24 protein-coding genes are annotated in these 26,892 nt (G+C 71.0%); 4 read left to right on the forward strand and 20 right to left on the reverse strand.

Annotated features, from left to right (window positions below; all coding sequences use genetic code 11):
* Positions 1-11 precede the first annotated feature (11 nt).
* Genes FS532_RS09445 through hutH form a run of 3 tightly spaced genes read right to left on the reverse strand, consistent with a single transcriptional unit; the run spans position 12 to position 3,584 of the window.
* Positions 12-1,445, reverse strand: coding sequence for a cation:proton antiporter (locus tag FS532_RS09445; protein ID WP_144753202.1), 1,434 nt, complete (start codon positions 1,443-1,445; stop codon positions 12-14).
* Between the two features lie 3 nt (positions 1,446-1,448).
* Positions 1,449-1,979, reverse strand: a complete 531-nt coding sequence (locus tag FS532_RS09450; protein ID WP_017885470.1) for a cation:proton antiporter regulatory subunit — start codon at positions 1,977-1,979, stop codon at positions 1,449-1,451.
* Positions 1,980-2,036: 57 nt separating this feature from the next.
* Positions 2,037-3,584 carry a histidine ammonia-lyase gene (hutH, locus tag FS532_RS09455; protein WP_144753205.1) on the reverse strand — a complete coding sequence of 516 codons (1,548 nt, stop codon included), beginning with the start codon at positions 3,582-3,584 and terminating at the stop codon, positions 2,037-2,039.
* Positions 3,585-3,678: 94 nt separating this feature from the next.
* Here hutH and FS532_RS09460 point away from each other — a divergent pair, with 94 nt between their 5' ends.
* Complete coding sequence (locus FS532_RS09460; protein ID WP_144753208.1) at positions 3,679-4,194, forward strand: hypothetical protein; 516 nt, start codon at positions 3,679-3,681, stop codon at positions 4,192-4,194.
* A gap of 87 nt (positions 4,195-4,281) precedes the next feature.
* On the opposite strand, the gene FS532_RS09465 is transcribed toward FS532_RS09460, so the two are convergent.
* The 7 genes from FS532_RS09465 to FS532_RS09495 form a co-directional block, all read right to left on the reverse strand.
* Entirely contained in the window at positions 4,282-6,138 is a 1,857-nt protein-coding gene (locus tag FS532_RS09465) for a glycerol-3-phosphate dehydrogenase/oxidase (RefSeq protein WP_144754246.1), read from the reverse strand.
* A gap of 94 nt (positions 6,139-6,232) precedes the next feature.
* Positions 6,233-7,354 (reverse strand): GuaB3 family IMP dehydrogenase-related protein, encoded by a 1,122-nt coding sequence (locus FS532_RS09470; RefSeq protein WP_144753211.1) that lies wholly within the window; start codon positions 7,352-7,354, stop codon positions 6,233-6,235.
* A gap of 67 nt (positions 7,355-7,421) precedes the next feature.
* Complete coding sequence (locus FS532_RS09475; RefSeq protein ID WP_144753214.1) at positions 7,422-7,613, reverse strand: hypothetical protein; 192 nt, start codon at positions 7,611-7,613, stop codon at positions 7,422-7,424.
* Positions 7,614-7,763: 150 nt separating this feature from the next.
* On the reverse strand, positions 7,764-8,591 hold the full coding sequence (locus FS532_RS09480) for an ABC transporter ATP-binding protein (protein WP_144753217.1): 828 nt from the start codon (positions 8,589-8,591) through the stop codon (positions 7,764-7,766).
* On the reverse strand, positions 8,588-9,475 hold the full coding sequence (locus FS532_RS09485; RefSeq protein WP_144753220.1) for an ABC transporter ATP-binding protein: 888 nt from the start codon (positions 9,473-9,475) through the stop codon (positions 8,588-8,590). The genes FS532_RS09480 and FS532_RS09485 overlap by 4 nt, the downstream gene beginning before the upstream one ends.
* Positions 9,468-10,454 carry a branched-chain amino acid ABC transporter permease gene (locus FS532_RS09490; RefSeq protein WP_144753222.1) on the reverse strand — a complete coding sequence of 329 codons (987 nt, stop codon included), beginning with the start codon at positions 10,452-10,454 and terminating at the stop codon, positions 9,468-9,470. Before FS532_RS09490 ends, FS532_RS09485 begins: the two co-directional genes overlap by 8 nt.
* 11 nt (positions 10,455-10,465) lie before the next feature.
* Positions 10,466-11,914 carry a branched-chain amino acid ABC transporter permease gene (locus FS532_RS09495; RefSeq protein WP_260852630.1) on the reverse strand — a complete coding sequence of 483 codons (1,449 nt, stop codon included), beginning with the start codon at positions 11,912-11,914 and terminating at the stop codon, positions 10,466-10,468.
* A gap of 236 nt (positions 11,915-12,150) precedes the next feature.
* Between FS532_RS09495 and guaB the strand changes: the two genes are divergently transcribed.
* Both guaB and FS532_RS09505 read left to right on the forward strand, forming a co-directional pair.
* Entirely contained in the window at positions 12,151-13,653 is a 1,503-nt protein-coding gene (gene guaB / locus FS532_RS09500; RefSeq protein ID WP_144753225.1) for an IMP dehydrogenase, read from the forward strand.
* A gap of 211 nt (positions 13,654-13,864) precedes the next feature.
* A complete protein-coding gene (locus FS532_RS09505; protein ID WP_144753228.1) occupies positions 13,865-15,196 on the forward strand; it encodes an ABC transporter substrate-binding protein in 1,332 nt (443 codons plus the stop codon).
* A gap of 106 nt (positions 15,197-15,302) precedes the next feature.
* Here the strand turns inward: FS532_RS09505 and rarD are convergent, their stop codons facing one another.
* Together rarD and groES are read right to left on the reverse strand one after the other, a co-directional pair.
* A complete protein-coding gene (gene rarD / locus FS532_RS09510; RefSeq protein WP_186321976.1) occupies positions 15,303-16,265 on the reverse strand; it encodes an EamA family transporter RarD in 963 nt (320 codons plus the stop codon).
* Between the two features lie 221 nt (positions 16,266-16,486).
* Positions 16,487-16,783, reverse strand: a complete 297-nt coding sequence (gene groES, locus FS532_RS09515; protein WP_071292506.1) for a co-chaperone GroES — start codon at positions 16,781-16,783, stop codon at positions 16,487-16,489.
* A 163-nt stretch (positions 16,784-16,946) separates the two neighbouring features.
* Here groES and FS532_RS09520 point away from each other — a divergent pair, with 163 nt between their 5' ends.
* Positions 16,947-18,164, forward strand: coding sequence for a class I SAM-dependent methyltransferase (locus FS532_RS09520; protein ID WP_144753231.1), 1,218 nt, complete (start codon positions 16,947-16,949; stop codon positions 18,162-18,164).
* 120 nt (positions 18,165-18,284) lie between these two features.
* Here the strand turns inward: FS532_RS09520 and FS532_RS09525 are convergent, their stop codons facing one another.
* The 8 genes from FS532_RS09525 to FS532_RS09560 all read right to left on the reverse strand — a co-directional run bounded on the left by FS532_RS09525 (position 18,285) and on the right by FS532_RS09560 (position 26,863).
* On the reverse strand, positions 18,285-19,007 hold the full coding sequence (locus tag FS532_RS09525) for a DUF4190 domain-containing protein (RefSeq protein WP_144753234.1): 723 nt from the start codon (positions 19,005-19,007) through the stop codon (positions 18,285-18,287).
* Positions 19,008-19,118: 111 nt separating this feature from the next.
* Positions 19,119-20,174, reverse strand: a complete 1,056-nt coding sequence (gene tsaD, locus FS532_RS09530; RefSeq protein WP_144753237.1) for a tRNA (adenosine(37)-N6)-threonylcarbamoyltransferase complex transferase subunit TsaD — start codon at positions 20,172-20,174, stop codon at positions 19,119-19,121.
* A complete protein-coding gene (rimI, locus tag FS532_RS09535) occupies positions 20,161-20,706 on the reverse strand; it encodes a ribosomal protein S18-alanine N-acetyltransferase (protein ID WP_186321977.1) in 546 nt (181 codons plus the stop codon). The genes tsaD and rimI overlap by 14 nt, the downstream gene beginning before the upstream one ends.
* Positions 20,703-21,338, reverse strand: coding sequence for a tRNA (adenosine(37)-N6)-threonylcarbamoyltransferase complex dimerization subunit type 1 TsaB (gene tsaB, locus FS532_RS09540; RefSeq protein WP_144753240.1), 636 nt, complete (start codon positions 21,336-21,338; stop codon positions 20,703-20,705). Before tsaB ends, rimI begins: the two co-directional genes overlap by 4 nt.
* 76 nt (positions 21,339-21,414) lie before the next feature.
* The gene (locus tag FS532_RS18675) at positions 21,415-22,107 is read right to left on the reverse strand and encodes a hypothetical protein (protein WP_186321978.1); all 693 of its coding nucleotides are present in this window, start codon (positions 22,105-22,107) and stop codon (positions 21,415-21,417) included.
* Complete coding sequence (locus FS532_RS09550) at positions 22,104-22,697, reverse strand: RNA polymerase sigma factor (RefSeq protein ID WP_260852631.1); 594 nt, start codon at positions 22,695-22,697, stop codon at positions 22,104-22,106. Before FS532_RS09550 ends, FS532_RS18675 begins: the two co-directional genes overlap by 4 nt.
* Before the next feature lie 90 nt (positions 22,698-22,787).
* Positions 22,788-25,433 carry a polynucleotide kinase-phosphatase gene (locus FS532_RS09555; protein WP_144753246.1) on the reverse strand — a complete coding sequence of 882 codons (2,646 nt, stop codon included), beginning with the start codon at positions 25,431-25,433 and terminating at the stop codon, positions 22,788-22,790.
* The gene (locus FS532_RS09560; RefSeq protein ID WP_144753249.1) at positions 25,430-26,863 is read right to left on the reverse strand and encodes a 3' terminal RNA ribose 2'-O-methyltransferase Hen1; all 1,434 of its coding nucleotides are present in this window, start codon (positions 26,861-26,863) and stop codon (positions 25,430-25,432) included. Before FS532_RS09560 ends, FS532_RS09555 begins: the two co-directional genes overlap by 4 nt.
* Positions 26,864-26,892: the final 29 nt, after the last annotated feature.

Raw genomic sequence — 26,892 nt, forward strand, 5'->3', positions numbered from 1 at the left:
CCACATTCGTATCAGTACTCCGGATCGCGCTGACGGACCGGGCGTTCGGGGCGCTCGGCAGGAAGGGGCTCGGACGCCGCCTCCGAGGGCTCATTCTCCCGCTCTTCCCTGCCAGCCGCCTCCACCAGGGCGAACTCCTCCGCGAACTGGCGGTCCCGCTCCGCACGGCGCGCAGCGGCGTCCGCGGCGTCGGACTCGGCCTCGGCCTCCGCTGCCTCGGCCGCGGCGGCAGCCGCGACGGCCCGGCGACCGCCGAGGCGCGTGCGCAGCCGCGCGAGGCGGGCGGGTCGCACCACGAGGCGGCCGATCCGGTCCGAGTTCACGGCGAGGAGGGGTCCGAGGATGGCCATGACGAGGACGTAGAGGCCCGCGAACGCGGTGATCCGTGCCTCCAGGCCGGCGGCAGCCGAGAGCGTCGCGAGGATGAGCGCGAACTCGCCACGGTTCACCAGGATCACGGCGGTGTTGATGCCCTGCTGGACGTTGAAGCCGTTCATCCGCGCGACGAGCTGTCCGGCGACCGCGTTGAGCACCACCGTCATGCCGATCGCGCCGAGGACGGGCCAGAGCACCTCGCCGAAGGTGGACAGGTCGAGCCCGAGGCCGAAGTTCACGAAGAAGAACGCCGCGAACACGTCGCGCATCGGGAGTGCGAGCTGCTCGATGCGGTCCCGGTAGCGGGTCGCCCCGCAGAGCAGACCGATCACGAACGCGCCGATCGCATCGGTCACACCGAGCAGGTCACCGATGCCGCCGAACATCACCGCGAGACCGAAGAACAGCACCGTGAACAGTTCGTCGTCACGCGTCGCGAAGATCTTCGACACCCACTTGCCGGCGAACCGGGCGAGCGTGAACATCACGATCAGGAAGCCGAACGCGAGCGCGAGCTTGCCGACCACCGCCCACGCGTTCGTGTCGCCGGAGAGCACCACCGAGACGATCGCCAGGTAGATGGCGATGAAGACGTCCTCGATGACCGTGACACCGAGGATCATCGGCGTCTCGTCGTTGGCCAGGCGCCGCAGCTCGATGAGGAGCTTCGTGACGATCGCGCTCGACGACGTCGCCGTCATGCCCGCGATGATCAGGGCCTCGCGGGTGCCCCAACCGAGCGAGAACCCGAAGGCGAACCCGACGCCCATGTTGATGGCCACGTACGTGCCGCCGGAGACCAGGAGTTTGCCGGCGTTGCCGTAGAACTCCTCCTGGTCGAACTCCAACCCGAGGTTGAACAGCAGCAGGATGAGGCCGAAGGTCGCGATCAGCTCGATCGTGTGCGACTCGACGTTCAGCCCGATCCACGGCGTGTGCGGACTCGCGATGAGCCCGACGATCATGTAGATCGGGATCGCCGGCAGCCCGATCACCTTGCCGAGTCGCCCCAGCACGTAGGCGATGACGAAGAGCACACCGATGGTGAGCAGCTCACCACCCAGGTGCATGCGCTAGCTCTTCCGCGGGGCCTCGGCCGATGCGGCCGCAAGCTCTCCGCTGCGGTAGAAGGAGAAGGCCTTGGCGACCTTCTCGGGGGACCCGGCGACGACGATCGTGTCACCGGGGAAGACGACGAAGTCCGAGGAGGGCGCCGGGTTGGCGCTGTCGCCGCGGACGACGGCCACGACGGTCAGTCCGATGAAGCCGGAGTCGTGCAGGTCGCCGAGGGGCTTGCCGGCGATCGCGTCGTCGTAGTCGACCGAGAACCAGTCGATCGACAGGCCCGGGATCTCGTCGAGCTTGTCGAGGCCCTCGGTGATCCGGGTGCCGCCGAGCAGTTCGGCGAGGGTGTGTGCTTCGTCCTCACTGAGGCGCAGCGACACCTTCTCCGACTTGTCCGCGCCGTCCGAGACGTCCGCGAAGGAGATGAGGTCGGAGTGGCCCGACCGGTGCGTGATGACACCGCACTTGCCACCGTCGTCGGTGTAGAAGCTGTGCAGCACGCCGACTCCGGGGAGTTTGACGCGATGGACGTCGACCATGATGGCTCCCTTTTCGAGTACCCCGATGATAACCACCACGGAGGTCCGGCCATTCCGTCAGGCGAAGTCGGATCCACCACCCCGCGCCGCCGCGAGCAGCGACCGGTCCGCGACGAGCTCCACGGCGGCGGCGATCTCCGGGGCGAGCCAGCGGTCGTCCCCGGGTCCCGCGACCCGTTCCCGGAGCACGGCACGCACGTCCCCGGTGAGCGCGGCCGTCGCGACGCCGCGCATGTCGGCCGCCCGCGCCGCCGTCAGGACCTCGATCGCGAGCACGCGGGTGAGCCCGTCGATCGCCCGGCGGAGCTTGCGTGCCGCGCCCCAGCCCATCGACACGTGGTCCTCCTGCATCGCCGAGGTGGGGATCGAGTCCACCGACGCGGGCACGGCCAGACGCTTCAGCTCGGAGACGATCCCGGCCTGGGTGTACTGCGCGATCATGTGCCCGGAGTCGACGCCCGGGTCGTTCGCCAGGAAGGGCGGGAGTCCGCCGTTCCGGGTCGCGTCGAGGAACCGGTCGGTCCGGCGTTCGGACATGCTCGCGACGTCCGCCACGGCGATCGCGAGGAAGTCGAGCACGTACCCGACCGGCGCGCCGTGGAAGTTCCCGTTGGACTCCACCCGACCGTCGAGCGTGACCACCGGGTTGTCGACCGCGGACGCCAGCTCGCGGGAGGCGACGAGTGCCGCGTGGTCGACGGTGTCCCGCGCGGCACCGTGCACCTGCGGGGCGCAGCGCAGCGAGTAGGCGTCCTGGACCCGGGTGAAGCCCGTGGAGCGGTGCGCGGCGATCACCGGCGAGCCGTCGAGTGCGGCGCGCATGTTCGCGGCCGAGCGGGCCTGGCCCGGGTGCGGGCGGAGCGCCTGCAGGTCGGCGGCGAAGACGGTGTCCGTGCCGGCCAGGCCCTCGACGCTCATCGCAGCCGCGAGGTCCGCGGTGCTGAGCAGGGCTCCGAGGTCGTCGAGCGCCAGGACGAGCATCCCGAGCATGCCGTCGGTGCCGTTGATGAGCGCCAGGCCCTCCTTCTCGCGGAGCACGAGCGGCTCGATGCCCGCCGCGGCGAGCGCCTCGGCGGCCGGCATCGGGACACCCTGGACCCGCACGTCGCCCTCCCCCATCGCGGCGAGGGCGCAGTGCGCCAACGGTGCGAGGTCGCCGGAGCAACCCAGGCTGCCGTACTCGCCGATGACGGGCGTGATCCCGGCGTTGAGGAGGTCGGCGTACGTCTGCGCGACCTCGGGACGGACGCCCGTGCGACCGGTGGCGAGCGTCGACAGTCGGAGGAGCAGGAGCGCGCGGACGACCTCGTCCTCGACGGCGGGGCCGCTCGACGCCGCATGGCTGCGGACGAGGGAGGCCTGCAGCTGCGCGCGACGGTCGAACGGGATCTGCTTCGTGGCCAGGGCGCCGAAGCCCGTCGAGACGCCGTAGTGGGGGACGGTGTCGTCCGCGAGGGCCTCGATGACGGCGCGGCTCTCGGCCATCGCGGCGAGCGCGGTGGGTGCGAGCTCGACGCGTGCGCCGTGCCGGGCGACGGCGACCACGTCGTCGGGAGCGAGGGCTCCGACGTCGACGGTGACGGGCTGGGTGGCGGTGGTCGTCATGGTGCTCCTGCGGAGGTCGTGAGGGGTGCGTGCAGTACCGACTGGACGGTACAGATCATGGCAGCGTTCCGGCTCGCTCCGCTAGGGTCCGCGCATGGGGAACAGCACAGCGAGAACACGCATCGTCGTCGCCGGGGTCGGGGTCACGGCGGTCATCGCCTACGCCGCACTGCTCGCGGTGCAGGAACTCGTGCTCGATCCGCTCGCCGCAGTGCCGGGGACACCGCTCGCGACGATCTACGCGCACCTCGACGGGCAGGGGTTCGACGTGCGCTCCGACATTGTGGGTGTCCTGGTCATCGCGGCCATCGGGGTCGGCCTGGCCGTCGTGGTCACCGTCGTGACGCTGTGGAAGCGCGTCGAAGCGCACTTCGTGGCCGCCTGGTTCCTCGGCATCGTGGCCGCCGGAGCGGTTCCCGCGTTCGCCGCGGGGTTCCAGCTCGGCATGGACGTCGCCGACGGGTACGGCATCGGCGGCGAGGACCACACCATCTGGGCCGGCGTCCTGTACGTCACCAGCGTGATCGCGCTCGTCGCGATCCCGGTCGTCCTCGTGGTGGGTGAGCGACGCCGTGCGCGCCTGGCCACGTCGGGGACGCTGGTCGCCTGACGGGGGCGGGTCGCGCCTCCAGACCGTCGACAGCCTGGAGGCGCGACCCGTGTTCCCGACGCGGGTCGCGTCGGGCTGTGGCTGGGTCTACTCGGGTTCCGTCGTCTTCTCGCCGACCACGGCTTCGTCGGACGCCTTCGCGCCCTCCGCGCCGCTCGAGCGCCCACCGCCGACCACGACGTCGTCCTCGTCGAAGCCGAACGCGATGTCCGGCGCCTCGAGACGGACGCGGTCCGCCGACTCGTCGTCGGGCTGCAGCTGCGACTCCCGCTCGGCGGCGACGCGCTTCAGGTAGTTCGACACCTCGTGCTCGGTGGTCTCCTGGTCCCAGCCGAGCACGTCCGCCATGAGCTTCGCGGCGACGGGGGCGGCGGACTCACCGCGGTCCCAGGCCTCGATCGAGATGCGGGTGCGGCGGGCGAGGACGTCCTCCAGGTGCAGGGCACCCTCGTGCGAGGCCGCGTAGACGACCTCGGCACCGATGTAGTCGTCGGCCCCGGGCAGCGGCTCGGCGAGCGACGGGTCCTCCTTCACGAGCCGGAGGACCTCGGTCGCGAGCGTGCCGTACCGGTTCAGCAGGTGCTCGATGCGGACCTTGTGCACACCGAAGCTCCGCGCCGTGCGGCCACGGCGGTTCCACGCGGCGGGGTACCCCTCGGCGCCGAGGAGGGGGATGTCCTCGGTCGTCGACCCCGGGATCTTCCCGTCCATCGCGGCGACGGCCTCGTCGATGGCGTCCTTGCCCATCACGCGGTACGTCGTCCACTTGCCGCCGGCGACGACCACCAGCCCGGGGACCGTGTGGGCGACGACGTGCTCGCGGCTGAGCTTCGACGTCTGGTCGGACTCCCCGGCGAGCAACGGCCGGAGTCCGGCGTAGACGCCCTCGACGTCCTCGCGGGTGAGCGGGACCGCGAGCACCTTGTTCACGTGCTCGAGGATGTAGTCGATGTCCGCCGCGGTCGCCGCTGGGTGCGCCTTGTCGAGGTACCAGTCGGTGTCCGTCGTCCCGACGAGCCAGTGCCGACCCCACGGGATCACGAACAGCACGCTCTTCTCGGTGCGGAGGATCATGCCCGTGTTCGACTGGAAGCGGTCCCGCGGGATGACGAGGTGCACGCCCTTGGAGGCCCGCACCTTGAACTGTCCGCGGGTGCCGATCATCGCCTGGGTGTCGTCGGTCCAGACACCCGTCGCGTTGACGACCTGCTTCGCGCGGATCTCGAACTTCTCACCGGTCTGGATGTCGTGCGCCTCGGCCCCGACGACGCGCTCCCCGACCTTGATGAAGCCCTCGATGCGGATGCGGCTCGCGGCGTGGGCGCCGTAGGACGCCGCGGTGCGCACGAGCGAGGCGACGTACCGGGCGTCGTCCACCTGGGCGTCGTAGTAGGTCATGCCGCCGACGAAGGCGTCCTTCTTGAGCCCCGGCATGTTCTTGAGGACCTGCCCACGGCTGAGGTGCCGGTGGTGCGGGACGCCGGGCGGACGACCGCCGGACCAGCTGAACACGTCGTACATCGCCATGCCGATGCCGATGTAGAACCGCTCCCACACGCGGTGGTTGAGCGGGTAGAGGAAGCGCACGGGCTTCACCAGGTGCGGGGCGATCCGCTGCAGCAGGAGGCCGCGTTCGATCAGGGCCTCGCGGACGAGCGCGAAGTTGAGCTGCTCGAGGTACCGGATGCCGCCGTGGACGAGCTTCGACGAGCGACTCGACGTCCCCGAACCCCAGTCGCGGGCCTCGACGATGCCCACGTTCAGGCCACGGGTCACGGCGTCGAGCGCACTCCCAGCGCCGACGATCCCGCCGCCGACGACCAGGACGTCGAGCTCCCGGGTCTTCATCGTCTCGATCGCGGCCGCGCGTTCGTCCGGGCCGAGCTTCGCCGACGGGTCGAACCCGACCCCCGGGGCCGCGTTCTCGGCCCGGGCCGGCCTCATTGCGCTGCTGCTGGACTTCGCCATCGTCGCCTCCGTGTCGCGGTGTCGCGCTCGGCGCCGTGGCGTCACCCGTGCTGGAGTGCGGGTGCCACCATCACTGCTGGTGGTACGGCGCCACGACCACTTCTACTCGCTGGAACTCCTTGACGTCGGAGTATCCGGTCGTCGCCATCGACCGGCGCAGTGCACCGATGATGTTCGCGCGGCCGTCCCACGTCGGGGTCGGGCCGTTCAGGACGTTCTCCAGCGGAGCGATCGTGCCGACCTCGACCCGGCGGCCGCGGGGCAGCTCCGGGTGGTGCGCCTCGGCACCCCAGTGGAACCCACCGCCGGGAGCCTCGGTCGCACGGGCCAGGGCGGTGCCGAGCATCACGGCGTCGGCACCCATCGCGATCGCCTTCACGACGTCACCGGCGGTGTCGAGCCCACCGTCGGCGATGACGTGCACGTACCGGCCGCCGGACTCGTCCATGTAGTCACGGCGAGCGCCGGCGATGTCCGCGACGGCCGTGGCCATCGGGGCGTGGATGCCGAGCGCGGCACGGGTCGTCGAGGCTGCGCCGCCGCCGAACCCGACGAGCACGCCCGCGGCACCGGTGCGCATGAGGTGCAGCGCTGCCGTGTACGTGGAGGCACCGCCCACGATGACCGGGACGTCGAGTTCGTAGATGAACTTCTTGAGGTTGAGGGGCTCGGTGTTCTGCGAGACGTGCTCGGCCGAGACCGTGGTGCCGCGGATCACGAACAGGTCCACGCCGGCGTCGACGACGGTCTTCGAGAACTCCTGCGTGCGCTGCGGGCTGAGCGACCCGGCGACCGGGACGCCCGCGGCGCGGATCTCGGCGAGACGCGCGGTGATCAGCTCGGCCTTGACCGGCTCGGAGTAGATCTCCTGCATGCGCTTCGTGACGTTGCCGTCGGTGAGCGTCTTGATCTCGTCGAAGTAGGGCGTCGGGTCCTCGTAGCGGGTCCAGAGCCCCTCGAGGTCCAGCACGCCGAGCATGCCGAGCTTGCCCATCTGGATGACCGTGGCCGGCGAGGCGACGGAGTCCATCGGGGCCGAGAGGATCGGCGACTCGAACGTGAACGCGTCGATCGACCACTGCACGTTCACGTCGCGCGGGTCACGCGTCCGACGCGAGGGGACCACCGCGATGTCGTCGAATGCGTACGCCCGACGTCCGCGCTTGCCTGCACCGATCTCGACTTCACTCACCCGGCAAGCCTAGCGGTCGTGTCCCCCGGGTGACACGGGCGGGCGCCGGGCTCGCACCGTGCGAGCCTCAGCGCGGGCGGCGCGGGCGGGCGCGGCGCTTGCGGAGCGCACGCAGGACGAACCCGAGCAGGAGCGCCAGCACGACCAGGACCCCGAGGAGCGCCGCCGCCACCTTCACGAGCAGCGCCGCCCCGACGAAGAGCGCGGCGAACACGAGCCAGACGAGGGCGTCGAGCACGAGGGGGCCGGGGGTACGCACGTGCGGAACGATACCGACCCGGCGGGGGCGAGCCGCACCTCCAGGCCGGGTGTGTGAGAGGAGGGCCGTGCGGCGCATCAGCGACTTCGCACGACCCTCCTCGGTGCGGATGCCGCCCCCACAGCGACACCCGCGGTCGACACCGCTCGCTCAGCGAGCGGAGTCGACGTCCTTGGCGAGCGTCCCCAGGTACAGCTCGATGACCTTCGGATCGTCGGCGAGCTCCTTCCCGGTGCCCGAGTACGCGTTCTTCCCCTGGTCGAGCACGTACCCACGATCGCAGATCTGCAGACAGCGTCGCGCGTTCTGCTCCACCATGACGATCGACACACCGGCCTTGTTGATCCGGCGTGTGCGGATGAACGTCTCGTCCTGGCGGACGGGCGACAACCCGGCGGAGGGTTCGTCGAGCAGCAGCACCTTCGGGTCCATCATCAGCGCCCGCGCCATCGCCATGGACTGCCGCTCGCCACCGGACAGCGATCCGGCACGCTGGCCCTTGCGCTGACCGAGGACGGGGAACAGGTCGTAGATGACCTCGAGGCGCTCGGCGAACTTCCGGGGCCGCAGGTACAGGCCCATCTGCAGGTTCTCCTCGATCGACAGCGAGGGGAAGACGTTGTTCGTCTGCGGGACGAAGCCGACGCCGGCCTGCACGAGCTTGTTCGCCTTGAGGTTGGTGATGTCCTCGCCCTGCAGCGTGACGGAGCCCTCGCGGATGGACACGAGGCCGAACAACGCCTTGAGGAGCGTCGACTTGCCGGCGCCGTTCGGGCCGATGATGCCGATGAGCTCGCCCGGGTAGCAGTCGAGGTCGCAGCCGTTCAGGATGTTCACCCCCGGCAGGTACCCCGCGACGAGGTTCTTGGCGCTGAGCACCGGCTCGCGTTCCAGCGTGGCCGTGCCGGCTTGCGTCGCGTGCGTCGCTTCCGGACTGGAGGCACTGCTCGCGTTCGTGGGGTCCGTTGCGTCGGTCATCGGGTCGCCTCCTGCTCGTCTTCTTCCGCTACTTCCTCGGCGAGTTCCTCGTAGGTCTCCTCGGTGAGGAGCGAGTCGTCGCCCAGGTCGGTGTCGTGGTGGGCGCCGAGGTACGCGTCGATGACGGCCTTGTCGTCCATCACGGTGTCGGCCGGCCCCTCGGCGACGACCTTGCCCTCTGCCATCACGACCACCCAGTCCGAGATGTGCCGGACCATGTGCATGTCGTGCTCGACGAACAGCACGGTCATGCCGTCGTCGCGGAGGGACTGGATGTGGCCGAGGAGCGACTGCGTCAGCGCGGGGTTCACGCCGGCCATCGGCTCGTCGAGCATGATCATCGTCGGGTCGGACATCAGCGCCCGGGCCATCTCGAGGAGCTTCCGCTGCCCGCCGCTCAGCGAGCCCGCGTAGTCGTCCGCCTTGGTGTCGAGCTTGAACCGGGCGAGGAGTTCCTCGGCCTTCGCCGTGATCGCGCGCTCCCGCGGCCGCCAGACCGCGGGGATCAGAGCGGCGAAGAAGTTCTCGCCCGGCTGGTCCCGCGCCCCGAGGAGCATGTTCTGCATCACCGTGAGCCGACTCAGCGCCTTGGTGAGCTGGAACGTGCGGACCATGCCGCGGTTGGCGATGTGCGTCGCGCTCGTCTTCTGCAGGGTCGCCCCGTCGAAGCGGGTGACGGCGCCGGGGCTCGGCTTGTCGAACCCGGTGAGCAGGTTGAAGAACGTCGTCTTGCCGGCGCCGTTCGGACCGATGAGGGCGGTGATCGACCCGCGCTGGACCTCGAGGTGGTCGACGTCCACCGCGGTCATGCCGCCGAAGCGCCGGGTGACCGTGTCGACGGTGAGGATGGGGTCGGTCTTGCTGTGGGCGTACGACTCAGACACTGAACGTCAGCTCCTTCTTGTTGCCGAGGAGACCCTGTGGACGGAACACGATCAACAGCATCAGCGCGACGCCGACGAGCACGTAGGAGAACTGCTCAGCCTGCTGCGCGTTCATGATCGAGTCGGGGATGAAGTCGCCCGCCAGGGTGCGGATGAAGAGCCGGACCACGAAGAACAGCACGGCGCCGAGCACCGGACCGAACACCGTCGCAGCACCGCCGAGGATGAGCGCGGTCCAGATGAAGAACGTCATCGAGCGACCCATCGCGTCCGGCTGCACCGAACTCGGCAGGACGTAGATGATGCCGGCCAGGGCTCCGAGCGCGCCGCCGAAGACGAGCGCCTGCATCTTGTACGAGTAGACGTTCTTGCCGAGGGAGCGGACGGCGTCCTCGTCCTCGCGGATCGCCTTCAGGACCCGGCCCCAGGGGCTGCGCATGAGCAGGAAGAGCACGAGGGTGAACAGGGCGACGAGGCCCCATGCCGCGATGCGGATCCACCAGCCGTTGACGCCGTTGTTCGAGTACGTGAACCACAGGATCGTGGTGGTGCCGTCGGGCAGTGGGCTGAGGGCGTTGAACGGGTCGCGGTAGCTCGACCCGGTGATGCCGTTCGAGCCGCCGGTCGTCGTGGTGAGCAGGCTCGAACGTCCCACCATGCGGATGATCTCGGCGCCGGAGATCGTCACGATCGCCAGGTAGTCGCCGCGGAGCCGCAGGGTCGGGATGCCGAGGATGATCGCGAACACGATGGCCACGAGCAGGGCGACCAGGACCGCCATCACGAACGGCAGGCCGTTGGTGATCGAGATGGCGAAGCCGTACGCACCGAGGAGCAGGAACGCGGCCTGTCCCATGTTGATGAGACCGGTGAGTCCGAAGTGGACGTTCAGGCCGATCGCGGCGAGCGCGAACGCCGCCGTCGTGGGGGCGAGTGCCTCCTGTGTGAGCGAGGACAGCAGGTTGAGGATGTAGTCCATGGCGGCGCTCCTTAGCCGATCCGCTCGGCACGGCCGAAGATGCCCTGCGGCCGGAACAGCAGGATGAGGATGAGGATGACGAGGGCGGTGGCGTACTTGAAGTCACCGGGGAGCACCAGGTTCGTCAGCTCCACGACGATGCCGATGATCATCGACCCGACGAGCGCACCGTAGGCGGTTCCCAGACCGCCGAGGGTGACCGAGGCGAACATGAGCAGGAGCAGCTGGAGACCGGTCTGCCAGTTGACGCCGTTGAGCACGAGGCCGAGCATCACGCCCGACAGCCCCGCGAGGCCGGCGGCGAGCGTCCACACGAACCGGATCACCCGGTCGACGTCGATCCCGGACGCACTGGCCAGTGCCGGGTTGTCCGACACCGCCCGGGTCGCCCGGCCGAACCGGGTCTTCGCCAGGAACAGGCCGGTGGCGACGAGCACCACGAGCGCGATCGCCATCGCCACGTACGACTGCACCGTCAGCGTGACCCCGGCGAACCGGATGGTCTCCGGGTTGCCCTGCTGGATGCGGACCGTCGAGGCGCCGAAGAAGTACTGGAACGCGTACTGCGCGGCGATCGAGAGCCCGATCGTCACGATCATGAGCTGGGTGAGGCTGATCCGCCTCCGCCGCAGGGGCCGCCAGATCGCGGCGTCCTGCAGGTACCCGGTCGCCGCGCACAGCAGCGTGACGACGATGCCGGTGAGCCAGATGTTCCACCCGAGCTGGTTCGCGAACAGGTAGGCGAGGAGGCCGCCGAGGGTCACCTGCTCACCGTGCGAGAAGCTCGACAGCCCCGTGGTGCCGTAGATGAGCGAGAGCCCCACCGACGCCAGGGCGATGAGGAGCCCGAGCCGGATGCCGGACGCGAACTGCTGCCACGCCCGCTGCGGGGTGACGCTCGTGGCGTCGTCGTTCGTGACCACGCCCTGCTGGTCGGAGAGCTGGAAGATCTGCCCGACGTTCGCGTTCAGGCTCGCGGTGACGGTGCGCTTCGCGTCCGCCGCGTTCGTCAGGTACTGCCCCTTCGGCAGCGTGTCCTGATCGACGGCGACGGTGTAGCTGCCCGCCGTCGTCACGCTCACGGACCACCGGCCGGTGTCCGAGGTGGTCGCGGTCTGCGCGAACCCGCCCGGCCCGGTGACGTCGACCGCGACGCCCTCGACCGACTTCCGATCGGAGTCGGTGATCGTGCCCTGGATGCAGCCGTTGGTCGGGCTGACCGTGCAGGGCTGGTTGCTGGCCGGGGCCTCGGTACTGGTCGCGCTGCTGGTGCTGGTCGGACTGCTCGTGCTGGTCGGGCTCGTCGCGCCCTGCGCCGAGGGCGACACTGCCCAGTCGACCGCGAAGGTGGCGAGGAAAGCGAGGAAGAGTACTGCGGCGAGGACCAGGCGGCTGCGGCCTGGTGCCCCGCGGCGGAGCCCGCGCCGCAGCGCTGACCCCGGCGGAGTGATGGAACCCACGGATGAGCCTCTCGTTCGGATAGTCGAGGACCCTAGGGATTTTTTGTGTCCCCCGTGTTTCCATCACGTTCCCTGGAGAAATCGTGCCGCAACCGTGATCCTGCACAGGAAGCGCGGAGCCCTGGTCCGGGCAGGAATGGCGGGGTGGACGCGCGCGTTACCATGGTCTATCCGGAACCCGCCGCTGCGTTCCCGGTGTTCGCGCAACCACTTCACCTCGCCCACGAAGGGGACCCATGGACCAGCCGGATCCGTTCGGATTCATCGGACTCACGTACGACGACGTCATGCTCCTGCCGGGGCACACCGACGTCATCCCGAGCGAGGCGTCCACCACGTCCCGGCTCACCAAGCGGATCTCCGTCAACGTCCCGCTGCTCTCCGCCGCGATGGACACCGTGACCGAGGCCCGGATGGCGATCGCCATGGCCCGTCAGGGCGGCATCGGCATCCTGCACCGCAACATGTCGATCGCCGACCAGGCCGCCTACGTCGACAAGGTCAAGCGCTCCGAGTCGGGCATGATCACCAACCCCGTCACGACGCGACCCGACGCCACCGTCGCCGAGGTGGACGCCCTCTGCGGGCAGTTCCGCGTCTCCGGCCTGCCGGTCGTCGAGCAGGACGGCACGCTCGTCGGCATCATCACGAACCGGGACATGCGCTTCGTCGCCCCGTTCGAGCTGGGCACGACCCTCGTCCGCGACGTCATGACGAAGGCGCCGCTGATCACCGCGAACGAGGGCATCGACCCCGAGGAAGCCGTCGCGATCTTCGCGCAGCACAAGATCGAGAAGCTCCCGCTGGTGGACGCCGACGGCAAGCTCCGTGGGCTCATCACCGTGAAGGACTTCGACAAGAGCGAGAAGTACCCGGACGCCACGAAGGACGACGAGGGCCGCCTGCGCGTGGGCGCGGCGATCGGGTTCTTCGGCGATGCGTGGCAGCGCGCCGAGGCCCTGCTCGAGGCGGGCGTCGACGTGCTCGTGGTCGACACCGCGAACGGCGAGAGCGAAGGCGTGCTCGACATGGTCCGTCGCCTCAAGGCCGACCCGCGCTTCGCGGGCGTGGACGTCATCGGCGGCAACGTCGCGACGCGTCAGGGTGCGCAGGCGCTCATCGACGCCGGTGTCGACGCGGTCAAGGTCGGCGTTGGCCCTGGTTCGATCTGCACCACCCGCGTGGTCGCCGGTGTCGGCGTCCCGCAGGTCACCGCCGTGTACGAGGCGTTCCTCGCGGCGCGCGAGTCCGGCGTGCCCGTGATCGCCGACGGCGGTCTGCAGTACTCGGGCGACATCGCCAAGGCCCTGGTCGCCGGAGCGGACACCGTGATGCTCGGCTCGCTGCTGGCCGGCACGGACGAGTCCCCGGGCGAGCTGGTGTTCGTCGGCGGCAAGCAGTACAAGGCCTACCGCGGGATGGGCTCCCTCGGCGCCCTGCAGACGCGCGGCGAGAAGACCTCGTACTCGAAGGACCGCTACTTCCAGGCCGACGTCCCCTCGGACGAGAAGCTCATCCCCGAGGGCATCGAGGGCCAGGTGCCCTACCGGGGATCAGTCGCGAACGCCGTCTACCAGCTCGTCGGCGGCCTCCGCCAGTCGATGTTCTACGTCGGCGGCCGCACCGTGCCGGAACTCAAGGCACGCGGCAAGTTCGTGCGGATCACAGCGGCCGGGCTCAAGGAGTCGCACCCGCACGACATCAAGATGGTCGTCGAGGCGCCGAACTACCGCGGCTGACCAGTCCAACCCGAACGCCCCGCTCCGATCCGGAGCGGGGCGTTTGTGCGTCCGCTCAGATTCATCACGGGTCTGTAACGAAACACTCAGGGGTGGATGATCGACACACGGGCGAAACACATCCGCTCTAGCTTTCTCGACATCCCACGTGGAGGACGCCGCGCTCGACCCGATGCGCCGGGGCCTTCCGCGAAGAGAAAGGGCACCACGGATGATCAGAACCACCCGTGCCACCACGGCACTGGCAGTGGCCGGAGCGGCGGCGCTCCTGCTCGCCGCCTGTTCCACCAGCGGCAGCGCGTCCCCGTCCAACTCCGCGTCCAGCGGCGCGAAGAAGGACCCCGCCGCGAGCTGCAAGGCCCCAGACACCCCCGGCACCGACGCGCTGAAGATCGGCACGATCCTGCCGCTCACCGGTTCGCTGGCGTACCTCAACCCGCCCGCCGAGTCCGGTGTGGGACTCGCGGTGCAGGACATCAACGCCGCCGGCGGCGTCCTCGACAAGGACGTCACGATCGACCCCGCCACCGACTCCGGCGACAGCAACGACATGACCGTGTCGAGCTCCGCGGCCACGAAGCTCGTGAACGCGAAGGTCCCGGTCGCGATCGGCGCCGAGTCCTCCAGCGTCACGCTCAACGTCATCGACCAGCTGACGAGCAACTGCATCGTGGAGATCTCCCCCGCGAACACCGCGGCGGACCTCTCGGGCTACTCGTCGTACTACTACCGGACCGCTCCGCCGGACTCGGTGCAGGGTTCGGCGCTCGGCCAGCTCGTCACGGGTGACGGCAACGCCAAGGTCGCGTTCCTGGTCTTCAACGACACCTACGGCACCGGCCTCCGCAACACCGTGCAGAAGGCCGTCGAGGACTCGGGCGGATCCGTGGTCTACGGCGGCAAGGGCAAGGGCCAGGAGTTCCCGCCCGGCCAGACGACGTTCTCGTCGGAGGTCACCGCGGCGCTCGCCACGAAGCCCGACGCCATCGTCGTCCTCGCGTTCGACGAGACGAAGTCGATCATCCCGGAGCTGAAGTCCCAGGACGCCGACATGTCGAAGATCTACATGTCCGACGGCAACACGGCGGACTACTCGAAGGACTTCGACAAGGGCACGCTGACCGGCGCACAGGGCACGATCCCCGGCGCTTCGCCGAAGGACGAGTTCAAGGCGCAGCTCGCGGCGTACTACAAGAAGTCGTCGGGCAAGGACCTCGCCGACTACTCGTACGCGGCGGAGTCCTACGACGCCACCGTCCTCGCCGCCCTCGCCGCGGTGAAGGGCAAGGGCACGGACTCGGGCACCATCCAGGCCAACATGGCCGCGGTGTCCGGAGCCGACGGCGGCACCGAGTGCTCGACGTTCAAGGACTGCAAGGACCTGCTCGACAAGGGTGAGGACATCCACTACACGGGTCCGTCGGGCATCGGTCCGTTCGACGACAACAACGACCCGTCGAGCGCCTACATCGGCATCTACAAGTTCGACGGCGACAACAAGCCCGTCTACCAGAGCGCCATCCAGGGCTCGGTCAAGAAGTAACACAACTGCGAAAGCGACAGTCCCCCGCGCAACTCCCGCGGGGGACTGTCGCTTTGGCGGGTCCAGAACCGACAGAGGCACGGCCTGGAGGCGCGGTGCGGGGCCGTCAGGCCGCGCCGGCCGCCGTGGGTGCCAGCGCCCGGCGCCGCGATGCCCGAGCGGCAGCGAACGAGTCGACCGTCAGGATGACCAGGGCCAGCCAGACGATCCCGAAGCCGAACCAGCGGGCGCCGGACATCGGCTCGTGCTGCACGACGACACCGACGAGCAGCTGCATGATCGGCGCGAGGTACTGCGTCAGCCCGAGCGTGGACAGGCTCACCCGACGGGCAGAGGACGCGAACAGCAGGAGCGGCACCGCCGTCGCCGGCCCGGTCAGCACCGTCACGAGGACGTGCACCCAGCCCTCGCTCGTGAACGTCACCCCGCCGCCGAGGCCCGTCGCCCCGAGCACCACGAGCGCGACGACCGCGATCGGCAGCAGCCACACGGTCTCGATCGTCAGCCCGGACAGTGCGTCCACCGTGCCGCCGACGCGCTTCTTCACGAGCCCGTACAGGCCGAACGAGAACGCCAGCGCGAGCGAGATCCACGGCATGCGGCCGTAGCCCACCGCGATGACGATGACCGCCACGACGCTGATCCCGACGGCCGTCCACTGCAGCGGGCGGAGGCGTTCGCGGAGCACGACCACGCCGAGCGCGATCGTGACGAGCGGGTTGATGAAGTAGCCGAGCGCGGCCTCGACCGTGTGGCCGGTGGTCGTCGCCGCGACGTACACGGTCCAGTTCACCAGGATGAGCACCGCGGCGAGGCCCATCACGAGCATCACTCGGCGCTGGGCCATCAGGGACCGGGTCCGGAGCCACGACCGGGTGACGGCGATCGCCACGGCGCAGAAGACCAGGCCGAAGACGACCCGCCAGGCGACGATCTCGAATGCGCCTGCCGGGGCCATCGCCGCGAAGAGCAGGGGCATGAGACCCCAGAGGCCGTACGCGACGATCGCCTGCACGACGCCGACGGATGCCTCGCTGCGGACCGGGCGCGCCGGGGTCGGTTCACTCACGGAACCATCCTAGGAACGGGCACCGACGCTGCGGGGCCGCACCGTGCCTCTCCCCATCGGCACGGCCGCCACGCCGCTGGCGCGTCGCGTCGGAACCGGCGACATGGGCCCAGGCCGCTGGAACGCGACCACCTACCGGACGTGCAGACGCACGAACGCCCCGCCGGCCGGAGCCGAACGGGGCGTTCGCAGCAGAGAACGCTGTCTCAGTGCTCGTTCCTTCAGTGCTCGATGACCGCGAGGACGTCGCGGGCCGAGAGGACGAGGAGGTCCTCGCCCGAGTACTTGACCTCGGTGCCGCCGTACTTCGAGTAGATGACCTTGTCACCCACGGCGACGTCGAGCGGGACGCGGTTGCCGTTGTCGTCGATACGACCCGGACCCACGGCGACGACCTCGCCCTCCTGGGGCTTCTCCTTCGCGGTGTCCGGGATGACCAGACCGGAAGCAGTGGTCTGCTCCGCCTCGACCTGGCGGATGACGATGCGATCCTCGAGCGGCTTGATGCTGACGGCCACGGTGACCTCTTCTTTCTCGGTACAGACTCGGTACAGATGAAAACCGTGTTGGCACTACGCACAGGAGAGTGCCAACCGCCCCAACTCTAGGGCGTCGTTGGCACTCGGTCAATCCGAGTGCCAACGTCCGACCGGGCTCACGGCGACCTGGGAGGATCGTCGGGTGGAAGCCGCCGATCTCGCCCAGTTGCTGACCCCCGAGGGGATGGCCCTGCTCGACCGTACCCCGGCCGTGTCCGACGGTGGTGAGATCGTCCGGGTCGTCTCCCGACTGCGCTCCGAGGGCCACGACCCCGGGCTCGTGGCGGCGGTCCTGACGCAGGCCAAGCTGCGCCAGAAGGCCCGCGGGAAGTTCGGGGACTTCGCCGCACGGATGCTCTTCACCGAGGCCGGCCTCGAACAGGCGACCCGCCTGCAGGTCGCCGCGCAGCACGCCGGGCGCTTCGCCGCGGCCGGACTGACTCGCGTCGCGGACCTCGGGTGCGGCATCGGCGGGGACGCGATGGCGATGGCCGCGCTCGACCTCGAGGTCACCGCGGTCGACCGCGACGAGGTGACCGCGGCCGTGGCGACGCACAACCTCGCGCTCTGGCCGAGTGCGCGCGTGGAACTCGGCGACGCGGCCGGGTTCGACCTGTCGCGGGTCGACGGCGTCTGGATGGACCCGGCGCGGCGCACCTCCGGGCACACGAACACGAAGCGACTGGCCGACCCGGACGACTGGTCCCCCTCGCTCGACACCGTGTTCGCAGCGGCCACGACGACCCCGACCGGCGTGAAGCTCGGGCCGGGCGTCGACCGCGACCTCATCCCCGACACCGCCGAGGCGCAGTGGACGTCGGTCGACCGCGAGGTCGTCGAGCTCGCCCTCTGGTTCGGCCCGCTCGCTCGACCCGGCATCCGTCGCGCAGCCACCGTCATCGGGTCGCACGGCATCGCGGAGCTCGTGGGCGCGTTCGACGCCGATGACGAGCCCGTCGGCCCCCTCGGCGCGTACCTCTACGAACCCGACGGCGCGGTCATCCGAGCACGGCTCATCGGCGACCTCGCCCGGTCGATCGACGGCCGCATGCTCTCCGACGGCATCGCGTACGTCACCTCGGACCAGGCGGTCGCGACACCGTTCGCTCAGGGGTTCCGGGTCATCGACACGCTGCCGCTCGACGTCAAGCAGCTCGCCGCACGACTGGCCTCGGACGACATCGGCACCGTCGAGATCAAGAAGCGCGGCGTCGACGTCGACCCGGCGCAGTTCCGGAAGCGGCTGCGGCTGCGCGGACGCGGTCGCGTCACGCTCGTGCTCACCCGCCTGGAGGGACGACACACCGCGATCCTGTGCGAGCGGCTCACCGACGTGGCCGGGCCGGGCGCGGGGCGCTGACCGGGGCGGCGTTGGGTGCTGAGCGGGTCTGGTGGCCGGGGTGGCGCAGAGCGCTGACCGGGTCCGGACACGACGATGGCCGGGTGGCGATGCCACCCGGCCACACCGGATCCGTCCGGGTCAGCCGATGAAGGCGCCCGAGTCGTAGCCGTAGTCGTAGTTGCTCGACGACCCCGCGGCCACACCGATGATGATGAACAGCCCGACGATCAGGATGAACAGGCCGGTGAGCACCCACCCGCCGATCACCCCGGCGAGCGCCAGACCTCGTCCGCCCTCACCCGTCTGCTTGATCTTGCCGAGGGCGATGTGCCCCATGATCGCGCCGGCCGGGCTCGTGAGGATCACGAGCGGCCAGATGATGATGCCGCCGAAGGCGAAGACGATCGACAGGATCGCGAGCACGTTCGTCTTCGGACGCTGCGCGTAGGGCTGGTAGCCGCCGGGCGCGTAGGCCGGGGCGGCGTACGGGTTCGATCCCTGCGGAGCGCCGTACGGGTTCTGGTTCGGCTGCTGCGGAGCAGCGTACGGGTTCTGCGGGGCCGCGTAGGGGTTCTGCGGCGCCGCGTACGGGTTCTGCGGGGCGCCGTAGCCCGGCTGCCCCTGCTGCCCCTGCTGCCCCGGCTGGCCCGGCGCTGCGTACGGGTTGCTCGGCGCGGCGTACGGGTTCTGCGGTGCGTCCGCGGAGCCCTCGGGAGCAGAAGCCCCGTACTGCTGCGGCTGGCCGAACTCGGGCTGCGCGGCACTCGACGGCGCGCCCTGCTCGGGAGCCGGCTGGTTCGCGGAGGCCCCACCGTCCGGCGTCGATTCGCCCGGCTTCGGCCACTGGTTCTGATCGGACACCGTCCACCCCTCTCGGCACCTCGGTCGTCGGTGCCCTGTGAATCCTCCCACACACGCCGGGGCAGATCCCGAACCCGCGCACTGCCCGACGCGGCCAGGCGCGCTGCCGCCTCAGACCTGGACGGTCGTCACCGGCAACGTCGAGTCCGCCGCGATCCCGAGGTCGCTCGGTTCGTGGCCCTCGGCGACGAGCCGGGCGCCGACCGCCGCGATCATCGCCCCGTTGTCGGTGCAGAGGTCGAACGGCGGGATCCGGAGCGCGACCCCGGCCGCCGCGCAGCGTTCCTCGGCCACGGCACGCAGCCGGGCGTTCGCCACCACGCCACCGCCGAGCAGCAGCCGGTCGACCCCGGTATCCGCGCAGGCGTTCAGGGCCTTCGTCAGGAGCACGTCGACCACGGCCTCCCGGAAGCTCGCGGCGACGTCAGCTACGGGGACCTCGCGACCCTCGTCGCGGCAGCGCTCGACCCACCGCGCCACGGCGGTCTTCAGCCCGGAGAACGAGAAGTCGTAGCGGTGCGCGGCCATGTCCTTCGGCAGGGTGAGCCCGCGGGGGAACCGGATCGCGGTCGGGTCGCCGTCCGCCGCCGCCCGGTCGATCTGCGGACCGCCCGGGTACGGCAGCCCGAGCAACCGTGCGACCTTGTCGAACGCCTCGCCCGCCGCGTCGTCGATGGTCTCGCCGAGGAGCTCGACGTCGCCCACCAGGTCGCGCACGAGCAGCAGGGACGTGTGGCCACCCGACACGAGGAGCGCCACCGTCGGCAGCTCGATCTCGGAGCCGTCGGACCGCAGGACGTCGGCACCGACGTGCCCGACCAGGTGGTTCACCCCGTACAGCGGCTTGCCCGTCGCCACGGCGAGCGCCTTCGCGGCACCGACCCCGACCATGAGCGCACCGGCGAGGCCCGGGCCGGCGGTGACCGCGACGGCGTCGAGTTCGTCGAGGGTGACACCGGCCTGCTCGAGCGCGGCGGACAGCGTCGGGGTCATCGCCTCGAGGTGCGCCCGCGCGGCGACCTCGGGCACGACCCCGCCGTAGCGCGCGTGCTCGTCCATGCTCGACGCGATGACGTTCGCGAGCAGGGTGGTCCCCCGCACGATGCCGACGCCCGTCTCGTCGCAGCTCGTCTCGATGCCGAGCACGAGGGGTTCAGCTGCGGTCATCGAGGGTCTCCTGTCCGATCGGTCCCGGGCCGCTGGGTGCCGGGCCGCTGGGTGCCGGGGTCAGCGATGCCCGCATCACCCACGCGTCGACCCCGTCCGGCTGGTAGTACCGCGGGCGCACGGCGATCCGCTCGAACCCGAACGCGGTGTACATCGTCTGGGCGACGGGGTTGTCCGCACGGACCTCGAGGAAGACCTCCTGCACGCCGCGGCGTCGGGCCTCGTCGAGGAGCTCGGTGAAGAGCACTCGGCCGATGCCCTTCCCGCGCTGCTCGGCCGCGACCGCGATGGTCTGGACGTCGGCGACGGGGTTGCCCGCGAGCGACGAGAGCCCCGCGTAGCCGACGATCGTCGGCGCACCGCCCTCGGTGGTCTCGACCACGACGTAGTACCCGTGTGGCGAGTACAGCTCGCCGGACATCTGCGACGCCGACCAGGCATCCGTCGGGAACGACGTGTGCTCCAACCACATCACGTCGTCGAGGTCCTGCGGGTGGGCGCGCCGCAGGCGCAGCCCGTCGGGCAGGGTCACTGCTTCACCCGCTTCGGCGCACCCGGCACGGTCACGTCGGGGTCGCGGAGGTAGAGGGGCGTGTCCTGGGCGAAGGGCGTGCCGGAGGCGAGCCGGTCCGCGGCGAGCGCGCCGAGCCTCCAGGCCGGGATGGACGCGACGGTCACGCGGTCCCAGCCCACGGCGTCCGGCCTGGAGGCACGGATCGCCTCGTCGAGGTCGTCCGGCTTCGCGAGTCCCGGACCCGCGACGCGCGTGCCGGTCTGGTCGTACACGCTCCAGTAGACCTCGCGCCGGCGGGCGTCCGTCAGGACGACGAACGCGCCGTCCCGGCCGGACGCACGCTGGTCGGCGGCGACGGCGTCGTGGCTGACGAGGGGGAGGAACGGGACGCCGCGTGCAGCGGCGAAGGTGCGGGCGGCGGCGATGCCGACGCGGAGGCCGGTGAAGGGCCCCGGACCCATGCCGGCGACGACGCCGGAGACGTCCGCTCCGGTGATGCCGGCCTCGTCGAGGACCTCGGCGAGGAACGGGCCGATCACCTCGGCGTGACGGCGGCTGTCCTCGGTGCTCCGCGTCGCGCGCGCCTGGCCGGTGGCTGGGTCGACGACGGCCACGGAGGTCCCGGCGGAGGTGTCGATGGCGAGCAGCACCCGTCCATCGTAGGCGTGTCGTCGCCCTCCCCGCCCCGGGCGGGAGCGCCCCCCACGACCGCTCCCGCCCGAGGGCTCATCCCGCCGATCCGGTGACGGTGAACCGGCGCTCCGGCGACGAGCCGGAGCCCGTGCCGACGGTGGATCCGTCCGCGCTGACGAACGCGGCGCTGGCGGCGAGGCGGAACGTCAGCGTCTGCGGCGGCACGATCGACGTGGTGGTGCTCCAGCGCCCGTCCGCACCGACGACGATCTGCGGCTGCCCCGGCTGACCGAGTTCCTCGGGCACGGTGCAGGCCGGCGGCGCGAGCGTGCAGTACTCCGTCAGGTACACGTGCGATCCGGGCGTCCCGGTGCCGGAGATCGTGATCGCGCCGCCGGGACTGGTCGTGCCGTCGGTCGGTGTCACGATGAGCGGCACGGCGGCCACCGGCAGCGGGCTCGGCGACGGTGCGACCGCGGGCGGGGTCGAGCGGGGAGCCGTCGGTTCCTCGGTGGGGATGATCGGCGAGCCCACCGGACCGGACGACGCCGACGCTGGGGCGCTGCTCGGGGCATCGGGACCAGCGGCGCTCGAGCCGAACAACTCGGGGTGCGCGGCGGCGAGCGCGTACCCGCCACCACCCAGTGCGAGGAGCCCGGCCACCACGATCGCGACGACGATGCGGAGCCGACGGAGGGAGCCCCCGGTGCGGGATGCTGTGACCTCGTCGCGGAGGACCGCGCGGATCGCGGCGTCTCGCTGCAGGTCGAACCGGACGTCGTTCATCGTGCTTCCTCCTTCGACGTGAGGCCGGCGAGTGGATCGGTGCTGCCGGAGGGTCCGCTGAGCTGTTCGGCGAGCCGGCGCTTCGCCCGGGAGAGTCGGGACTTCACGGTGCCGACGGGTACGCCGAGTGCGGCAGCGGCGGCCTCCATCGGCAGCTCGCCGACGACGCAGAGGACCAGGACGTCGCGGTCCGGCGTACGGAGCGAGGCGAGCGCCCGACGCACCGCCGACCGTTCCGGGCCGGAGTCGACGTCGTCGAAGGCTTCCTCGGCCTCGGCGCGGACCGGAGCGAGCGACGCGATGCGGTCCATCGCCGCACGGTGACGACGGGCCGCCCGTGCCACGTTCCGGACGACGTTGTTCGTGGTCACCAGCAGCCAGGGCAGCACCGACCCGTCGACGACCCGGACGTCCGCGCGGCGGCGCCAGGCTTCGAGGAACACCAGCGCGGTGACGTCCTCCGCTTCGATCCGGGAGCGCAACAGACGTGCGGCCTGTCCGAACACCCGGTCGCGGTGTCGTTCGTACACCTGCTCGTACGCGCGCGGGTCACCGTTCCGCGCTGCGTGCCACAGTCCTTCGTCGTCCACCGTCTGCTTCCCCGTTCCGGTCCCTTTCCCAGTTGGTGTCCGGTCGGGGCCGATCGGGGCCGATCGGTTCCATCGGGGTGCTCGCGAGTGTCAGAGGCGCGGGTCCACCGGCTCCGACTCCATCGCCAGCACACCGAACACCGGCTGGTGCACGCGCCACAGCGGCTCGCCCGCCACGAAGCGCTCGAGCGACTCCAGGCCGAGGGCGTACTCGCGCAGCGCCATCGACCGCTTGTGTCCGAGGTCGCGGTCCCGCAGTCGCGCGAGGTTCCCGGGCTCGGTGTAGTCCGGCCCGTAGATGATCCGCAGGTACTCCCGCCCGCGGACCTTCACGCCCGGCTGCACGAGCCCCTTCGGCCCGCGGGTCAGGTTCTCCTCGGGCTTCACGACCGCGCCTTCGCCGCCGGCGCCCGTGAGCTCCTGCCACCAGTCCGTCGCTGCGGCCCGGCTCGCCTCGTCGTCGACGTCGACGAGCACCGACAGGGTCGACCGGACGGCGTCGGGAGCGGCCGCCACGAGCCGGTCGGCCACGTCCAGGTGCCACCCGTGCGGACGGTCGGCGAACGTGCGACCCTCCGCAGCGAGCACCTGGAACGGGGCGAACCGCACGTCGTCGATGCCCGTGGCCGGGGTCGCGTAGCGCCGGTACGAGGCGACGTACGCCTCGGCGTCGTCCGACCGCCGCCGGGTCCGGTCGAGCAAGGCGGACACGTCGACGCCGGCGTCGCGGGCGGACTCCAGCGCCGCGATCGCGCTCGGGAACGCCCCGGCCGCTGCAGCGCCGACCTCGGCGTACCAGTCACGGATCATGCCCTCGGCCTTCACCGCCCACGGCAGCACCTCGCCGTCGAGCAGGACCCAGTCGCTGCCGAGCTCGGCCCACAGTCCGGCGCGCTCGAACGCGTCGGACAGTCGTTCGGTGAACGTGGCGGAGGTCGCCTCGTCGAAGAACGAGCGTCCGGTGCGGGTGTACGCGATGCCGTGCCAGCCGGCCGGCGCGTCGAACCGTGCCGGGTCCCTGGCGAGGAGCACCGAGGCCCGGGAGCCCATGTGCTTCTCCTCCATCCGGACCTGCGTCACGCCCTGCCCGCGGTAGTACGCGAACGCCTCGGCAGGGTGTTCCAGGTGATCGGGGAGCGCGCTCGTCGCCACCGGGCTCATCGTCGGCGGGAGGTAGGGCAGCCAGCGCGGGTCGATCGCGAAGCGGCTCATCACCTCGAGCGCGCCCGCCGCGTTCTCGGCGCGGATCCCGATCCGGCCGTGGTGCCGGGTCTCGACGATCTGCTTGCCGGTCACGTCCTCGATGGGGAGGACGCCGGGGACGCGACGTGGTGACGGACCGGCACCGCGCCTCCCGTCAGTCTGCTGGGTCGGACTGGAGGCGCGACCCGCCTGCGCCGCGTCGCCGTCCGTCGACGACGTGGCCGGGCCGCGCAGCGGCTCGAGCGGCTTGGCCGGCTCGTAGTGCACGCGCTCGGCGTCCACCTGCACGACCTCGCGTTCCGGGTACCGGAGTGCGGAGAGCTTCCCGCCGAACACGCACCCGGTGTCGAGGCACATCGTGCCGTTGATCCACTCGGTGTCGACGGTCGGCGTGTGCCCGTAGAGGACCATCGCCGACCCCCGGTAGGAGTCCGCCCACGGCAACCGGACCGGCAGGCCGTACTCGTCGCTCTCGCCGGTGGTGTCGCCGTACAGCGCGAACGACCGCACCCGTCCGGACGCCCGGCCCTGGTACTGCTCCTTCATGCCGGCGTGCGCGACGACGAGGGCACCGTCGTCGAGCACCAGGTGCCCGACGAGCGAGCGGCAGAACTCCCGGACCTCGGTGCGGAACTCTTCGGGCTCGGCGGCCAGTTGGGCGAGGGTCTCGGCGAGACCGTGCGACGTCTGCACCTTGCGACCGTCCAGGGCCCGGACGAGCTTGTCCTCGTGGTTGCCCGGGACGGCGAGCGCGTGCCCGTTCCGCACCATGCCCATCACGAGCCGGAGGACGCCGGGAGTGTCCGGGCCGCGGTCGACCAGGTCGCCGAGGAACAGCGCCCGACGGCCGTCGGGGTGCTCGGCGTCGACCGGACGACCGAGTTCGTCGTGGACCAGGGACCAGCCGAGCCGGCCGAGCAGTGACTCGAGCTCGGACCGGCAGCCGTGCACGTCGCCGACGACGTCGAACGGGCCGTGCTCACCCTTCCGGTCGTTGAGGAGGGGCTGCCGGACGATCGTCGCCGCGCCGATCTCGTCCTCGCCACGGAGGACGTGCACACGACGGAAGCCCTCCTTGCCGAGGCCCTTCAGCCCGCGTCGGAGCTGGCCCTGCTGCCGACGGACCACCGCGGCCCCGAAGTCCCGTCCGGGCCGGGCGGCGTTGCGCGCGACGCACACCGACTCCGGGACGTCGAGCACGATCGCGACCGGCAGGACGTCGTGGTCCCGGGCCAGCCGGACGAAGTCCCGACGTGCCTCGGGCTGGACGTTGGTCGCGTCCACCACGGTGAGGAGTCCCTTCCGGAGCCGGAGTGCTGCGACGTGCTTCAGCGCGTCGAACGCCGCCGCGGTCGCCGCCTGGTCGTCCTCGTCGTTCGAGACGAGCCCGCGGAACACGTCGCTCGACAGCGTCTCGTAGGGACCGAAGTGCTGCGCGGCGAACGTCGACTTGCCGGAGCCGCTCGTGCCGACGAGGAGCACGAGGGACATCTCCGGGATGGTCAGGTCGGTGCTGCTGGTGCGGTCGTTCATGCGGCGTCCTCCGAGCCGCGCAGGCGGCGGAACAGTGCGAGCTGGGTGGGCGGACCGACCTCGGGGTCGTCGTCGCCGACGGGGCGGAACTCGGTCGTGTACCCGTGCCGGTCGCCCACCGCTGTGGCCCAGGCCCGGAACTCGTCGCGGGTCCACTCGAACCGGTGGTCCGAGTGCCGGAACCGCCCGGCGGCGAGCCGTTCGAACCGGACGTTGTGCTCCGCGTTCGGGGTCGTCACCACCACCGCCGCCGGGCGAGCCGCGGCGAAGACCGACGTCTCGAGCGCCGGCAGCCGCTCGGGGTCCACGTGCTCGACGACCTCCATGAGGACGATCGCGTCCAGCCCGGCGATGCGGTCGTCGGAGTAGGTCACCGAGGACTGCAGCAGCCGGACCCGTGCCCGCTGCTCGTCGCTCGCCTCGTCGAGGTGCAGGCGGCGCTCGGCGCGTTCGAGCTCGCGCGGTGCGACGTCGGTGCCGATGACCGTCGTGAACGTGCGGTCGGCCACCAGGTGCCGGAGGAGCGCGCCCTCGCCGCAGCCGACGTCCGCCACGGTGCTGGCGCCCGTGTCGGCGAGCGCGGTGAGGACGGCGTCGGCGCGGCGACGGTGGAGCGGGGTCTCGGCGGCTGCCTCCGTCCTGTCCGTGGTCGCAGCTGCGCCGTCCGCGGTCGCAGTGCTCGTCTCGTCGAGCCCGAGCAGGCGGCTCGTCGCGTCCTCGACCAGGGAGCGCTGGTGCGCCAGCGACCGCGTGGTGATGAGGTCCCGGAGCGGGTGCTCGGCCAGCCACCCCTCTCCCCGGCGGAGGAGCTTGCCGACCTCGTCGTCCCCGACCCAGTAGTGCTTCGCGTCGTCGAGCACCGGCAGCAGCACCGTCAGCTGCCGGAGCGCATCGGACAGCCGGACGCTCCCCCGGAGGCGCAGCCCCACGGTCCGGGCGTCGCCCCACTCCGGGCGGGTGTCGTCGAGCGGGCGGCGGGTCTCCTCGACCGCCCATCCGAGCGGTGCGAACAGTCGGGTGGCCAGGCCGACACCGTGCGCATCCGATTCGCTCGGCACGCTCGTCAGGGCGACGTCGAGGTCCATCGGTGCGGCGGCACGCTCCGGCCGCGACTCGCTCTTGCCGGCCATCGCGCTCCGGAACACCTGCCCGATCGCGAGCGCGAGCATCGACGTCGACACGTACGGCCGGTCGTTCACGTAGCGGGACAGCGCCTGCGCGTCGGCGCCGTAGCGCTTGCTCCGGGCGAGGGCGACGGCGTCGATCTCCAGCAGGAGCGCGGCGGTGCAGACCTCGGCGGTGTCGGCGGGGTAGAAGACGTGCGCGGTCCCGACGCTCAGGTCGAAGGACTGCGCCCGGCCGGGGTGCTTGTGCAGCAGGTGGGAGAGGTCAGGGGCGGCCTCGCCCCGGGTCGAGAGCGTCACGAGCACGTGGACCTCCGTCGGTCGTCCTCCGGCGC

Origin of the sequence: Curtobacterium pusillum (assembly GCF_007673235.1) — a bacterium.
GTDB classification, from domain to species: domain Bacteria; phylum Actinomycetota; class Actinomycetes; order Actinomycetales; family Microbacteriaceae; genus Curtobacterium; species Curtobacterium pusillum_C.

Bases quoted from the DNA above. Each gene is read 5' to 3' on its own strand.
- FS532_RS09445 (WP_144753202.1), bottom strand. From the start codon at position 1,445: ATGCACCTGGGTGGTGAGCTGCTCACCATCGGTGTGCTCTTCGTCATC.
- FS532_RS09450 (WP_017885470.1), bottom strand. From the start codon at position 1,979: ATGGTCGACGTCCATCGCGTCAAACTCCCCGGAGTCGGCGTGCTGCAC.
- hutH (WP_144753205.1), bottom strand. From the start codon at position 3,584: ATGACGACCACCGCCACCCAGCCCGTCACCGTCGACGTCGGAGCCCTC.
- FS532_RS09460 (WP_144753208.1), top strand. From the start codon at position 3,679: ATGGGGAACAGCACAGCGAGAACACGCATCGTCGTCGCCGGGGTCGGG.
- FS532_RS09465 (WP_144754246.1), bottom strand. From the start codon at position 6,138: ATGAGGCCGGCCCGGGCCGAGAACGCGGCCCCGGGGGTCGGGTTCGAC.
- FS532_RS09480 (WP_144753217.1), bottom strand. From the start codon at position 8,591: ATGACCGACGCAACGGACCCCACGAACGCGAGCAGTGCCTCCAGTCCG.
- FS532_RS09490 (WP_144753222.1), bottom strand. From the start codon at position 10,454: ATGGACTACATCCTCAACCTGCTGTCCTCGCTCACACAGGAGGCACTC.
- guaB (WP_144753225.1), top strand. From the start codon at position 12,151: ATGGACCAGCCGGATCCGTTCGGATTCATCGGACTCACGTACGACGAC.
- FS532_RS09505 (WP_144753228.1), top strand. From the start codon at position 13,865: ATGATCAGAACCACCCGTGCCACCACGGCACTGGCAGTGGCCGGAGCG.
- tsaD (WP_144753237.1), bottom strand. From the start codon at position 20,174: ATGACCGCAGCTGAACCCCTCGTGCTCGGCATCGAGACGAGCTGCGAC.
- FS532_RS18675 (WP_186321978.1), bottom strand. From the start codon at position 22,107: ATGAACGACGTCCGGTTCGACCTGCAGCGAGACGCCGCGATCCGCGCG.
- FS532_RS09555 (WP_144753246.1), bottom strand. From the start codon at position 25,433: ATGAACGACCGCACCAGCAGCACCGACCTGACCATCCCGGAGATGTCC.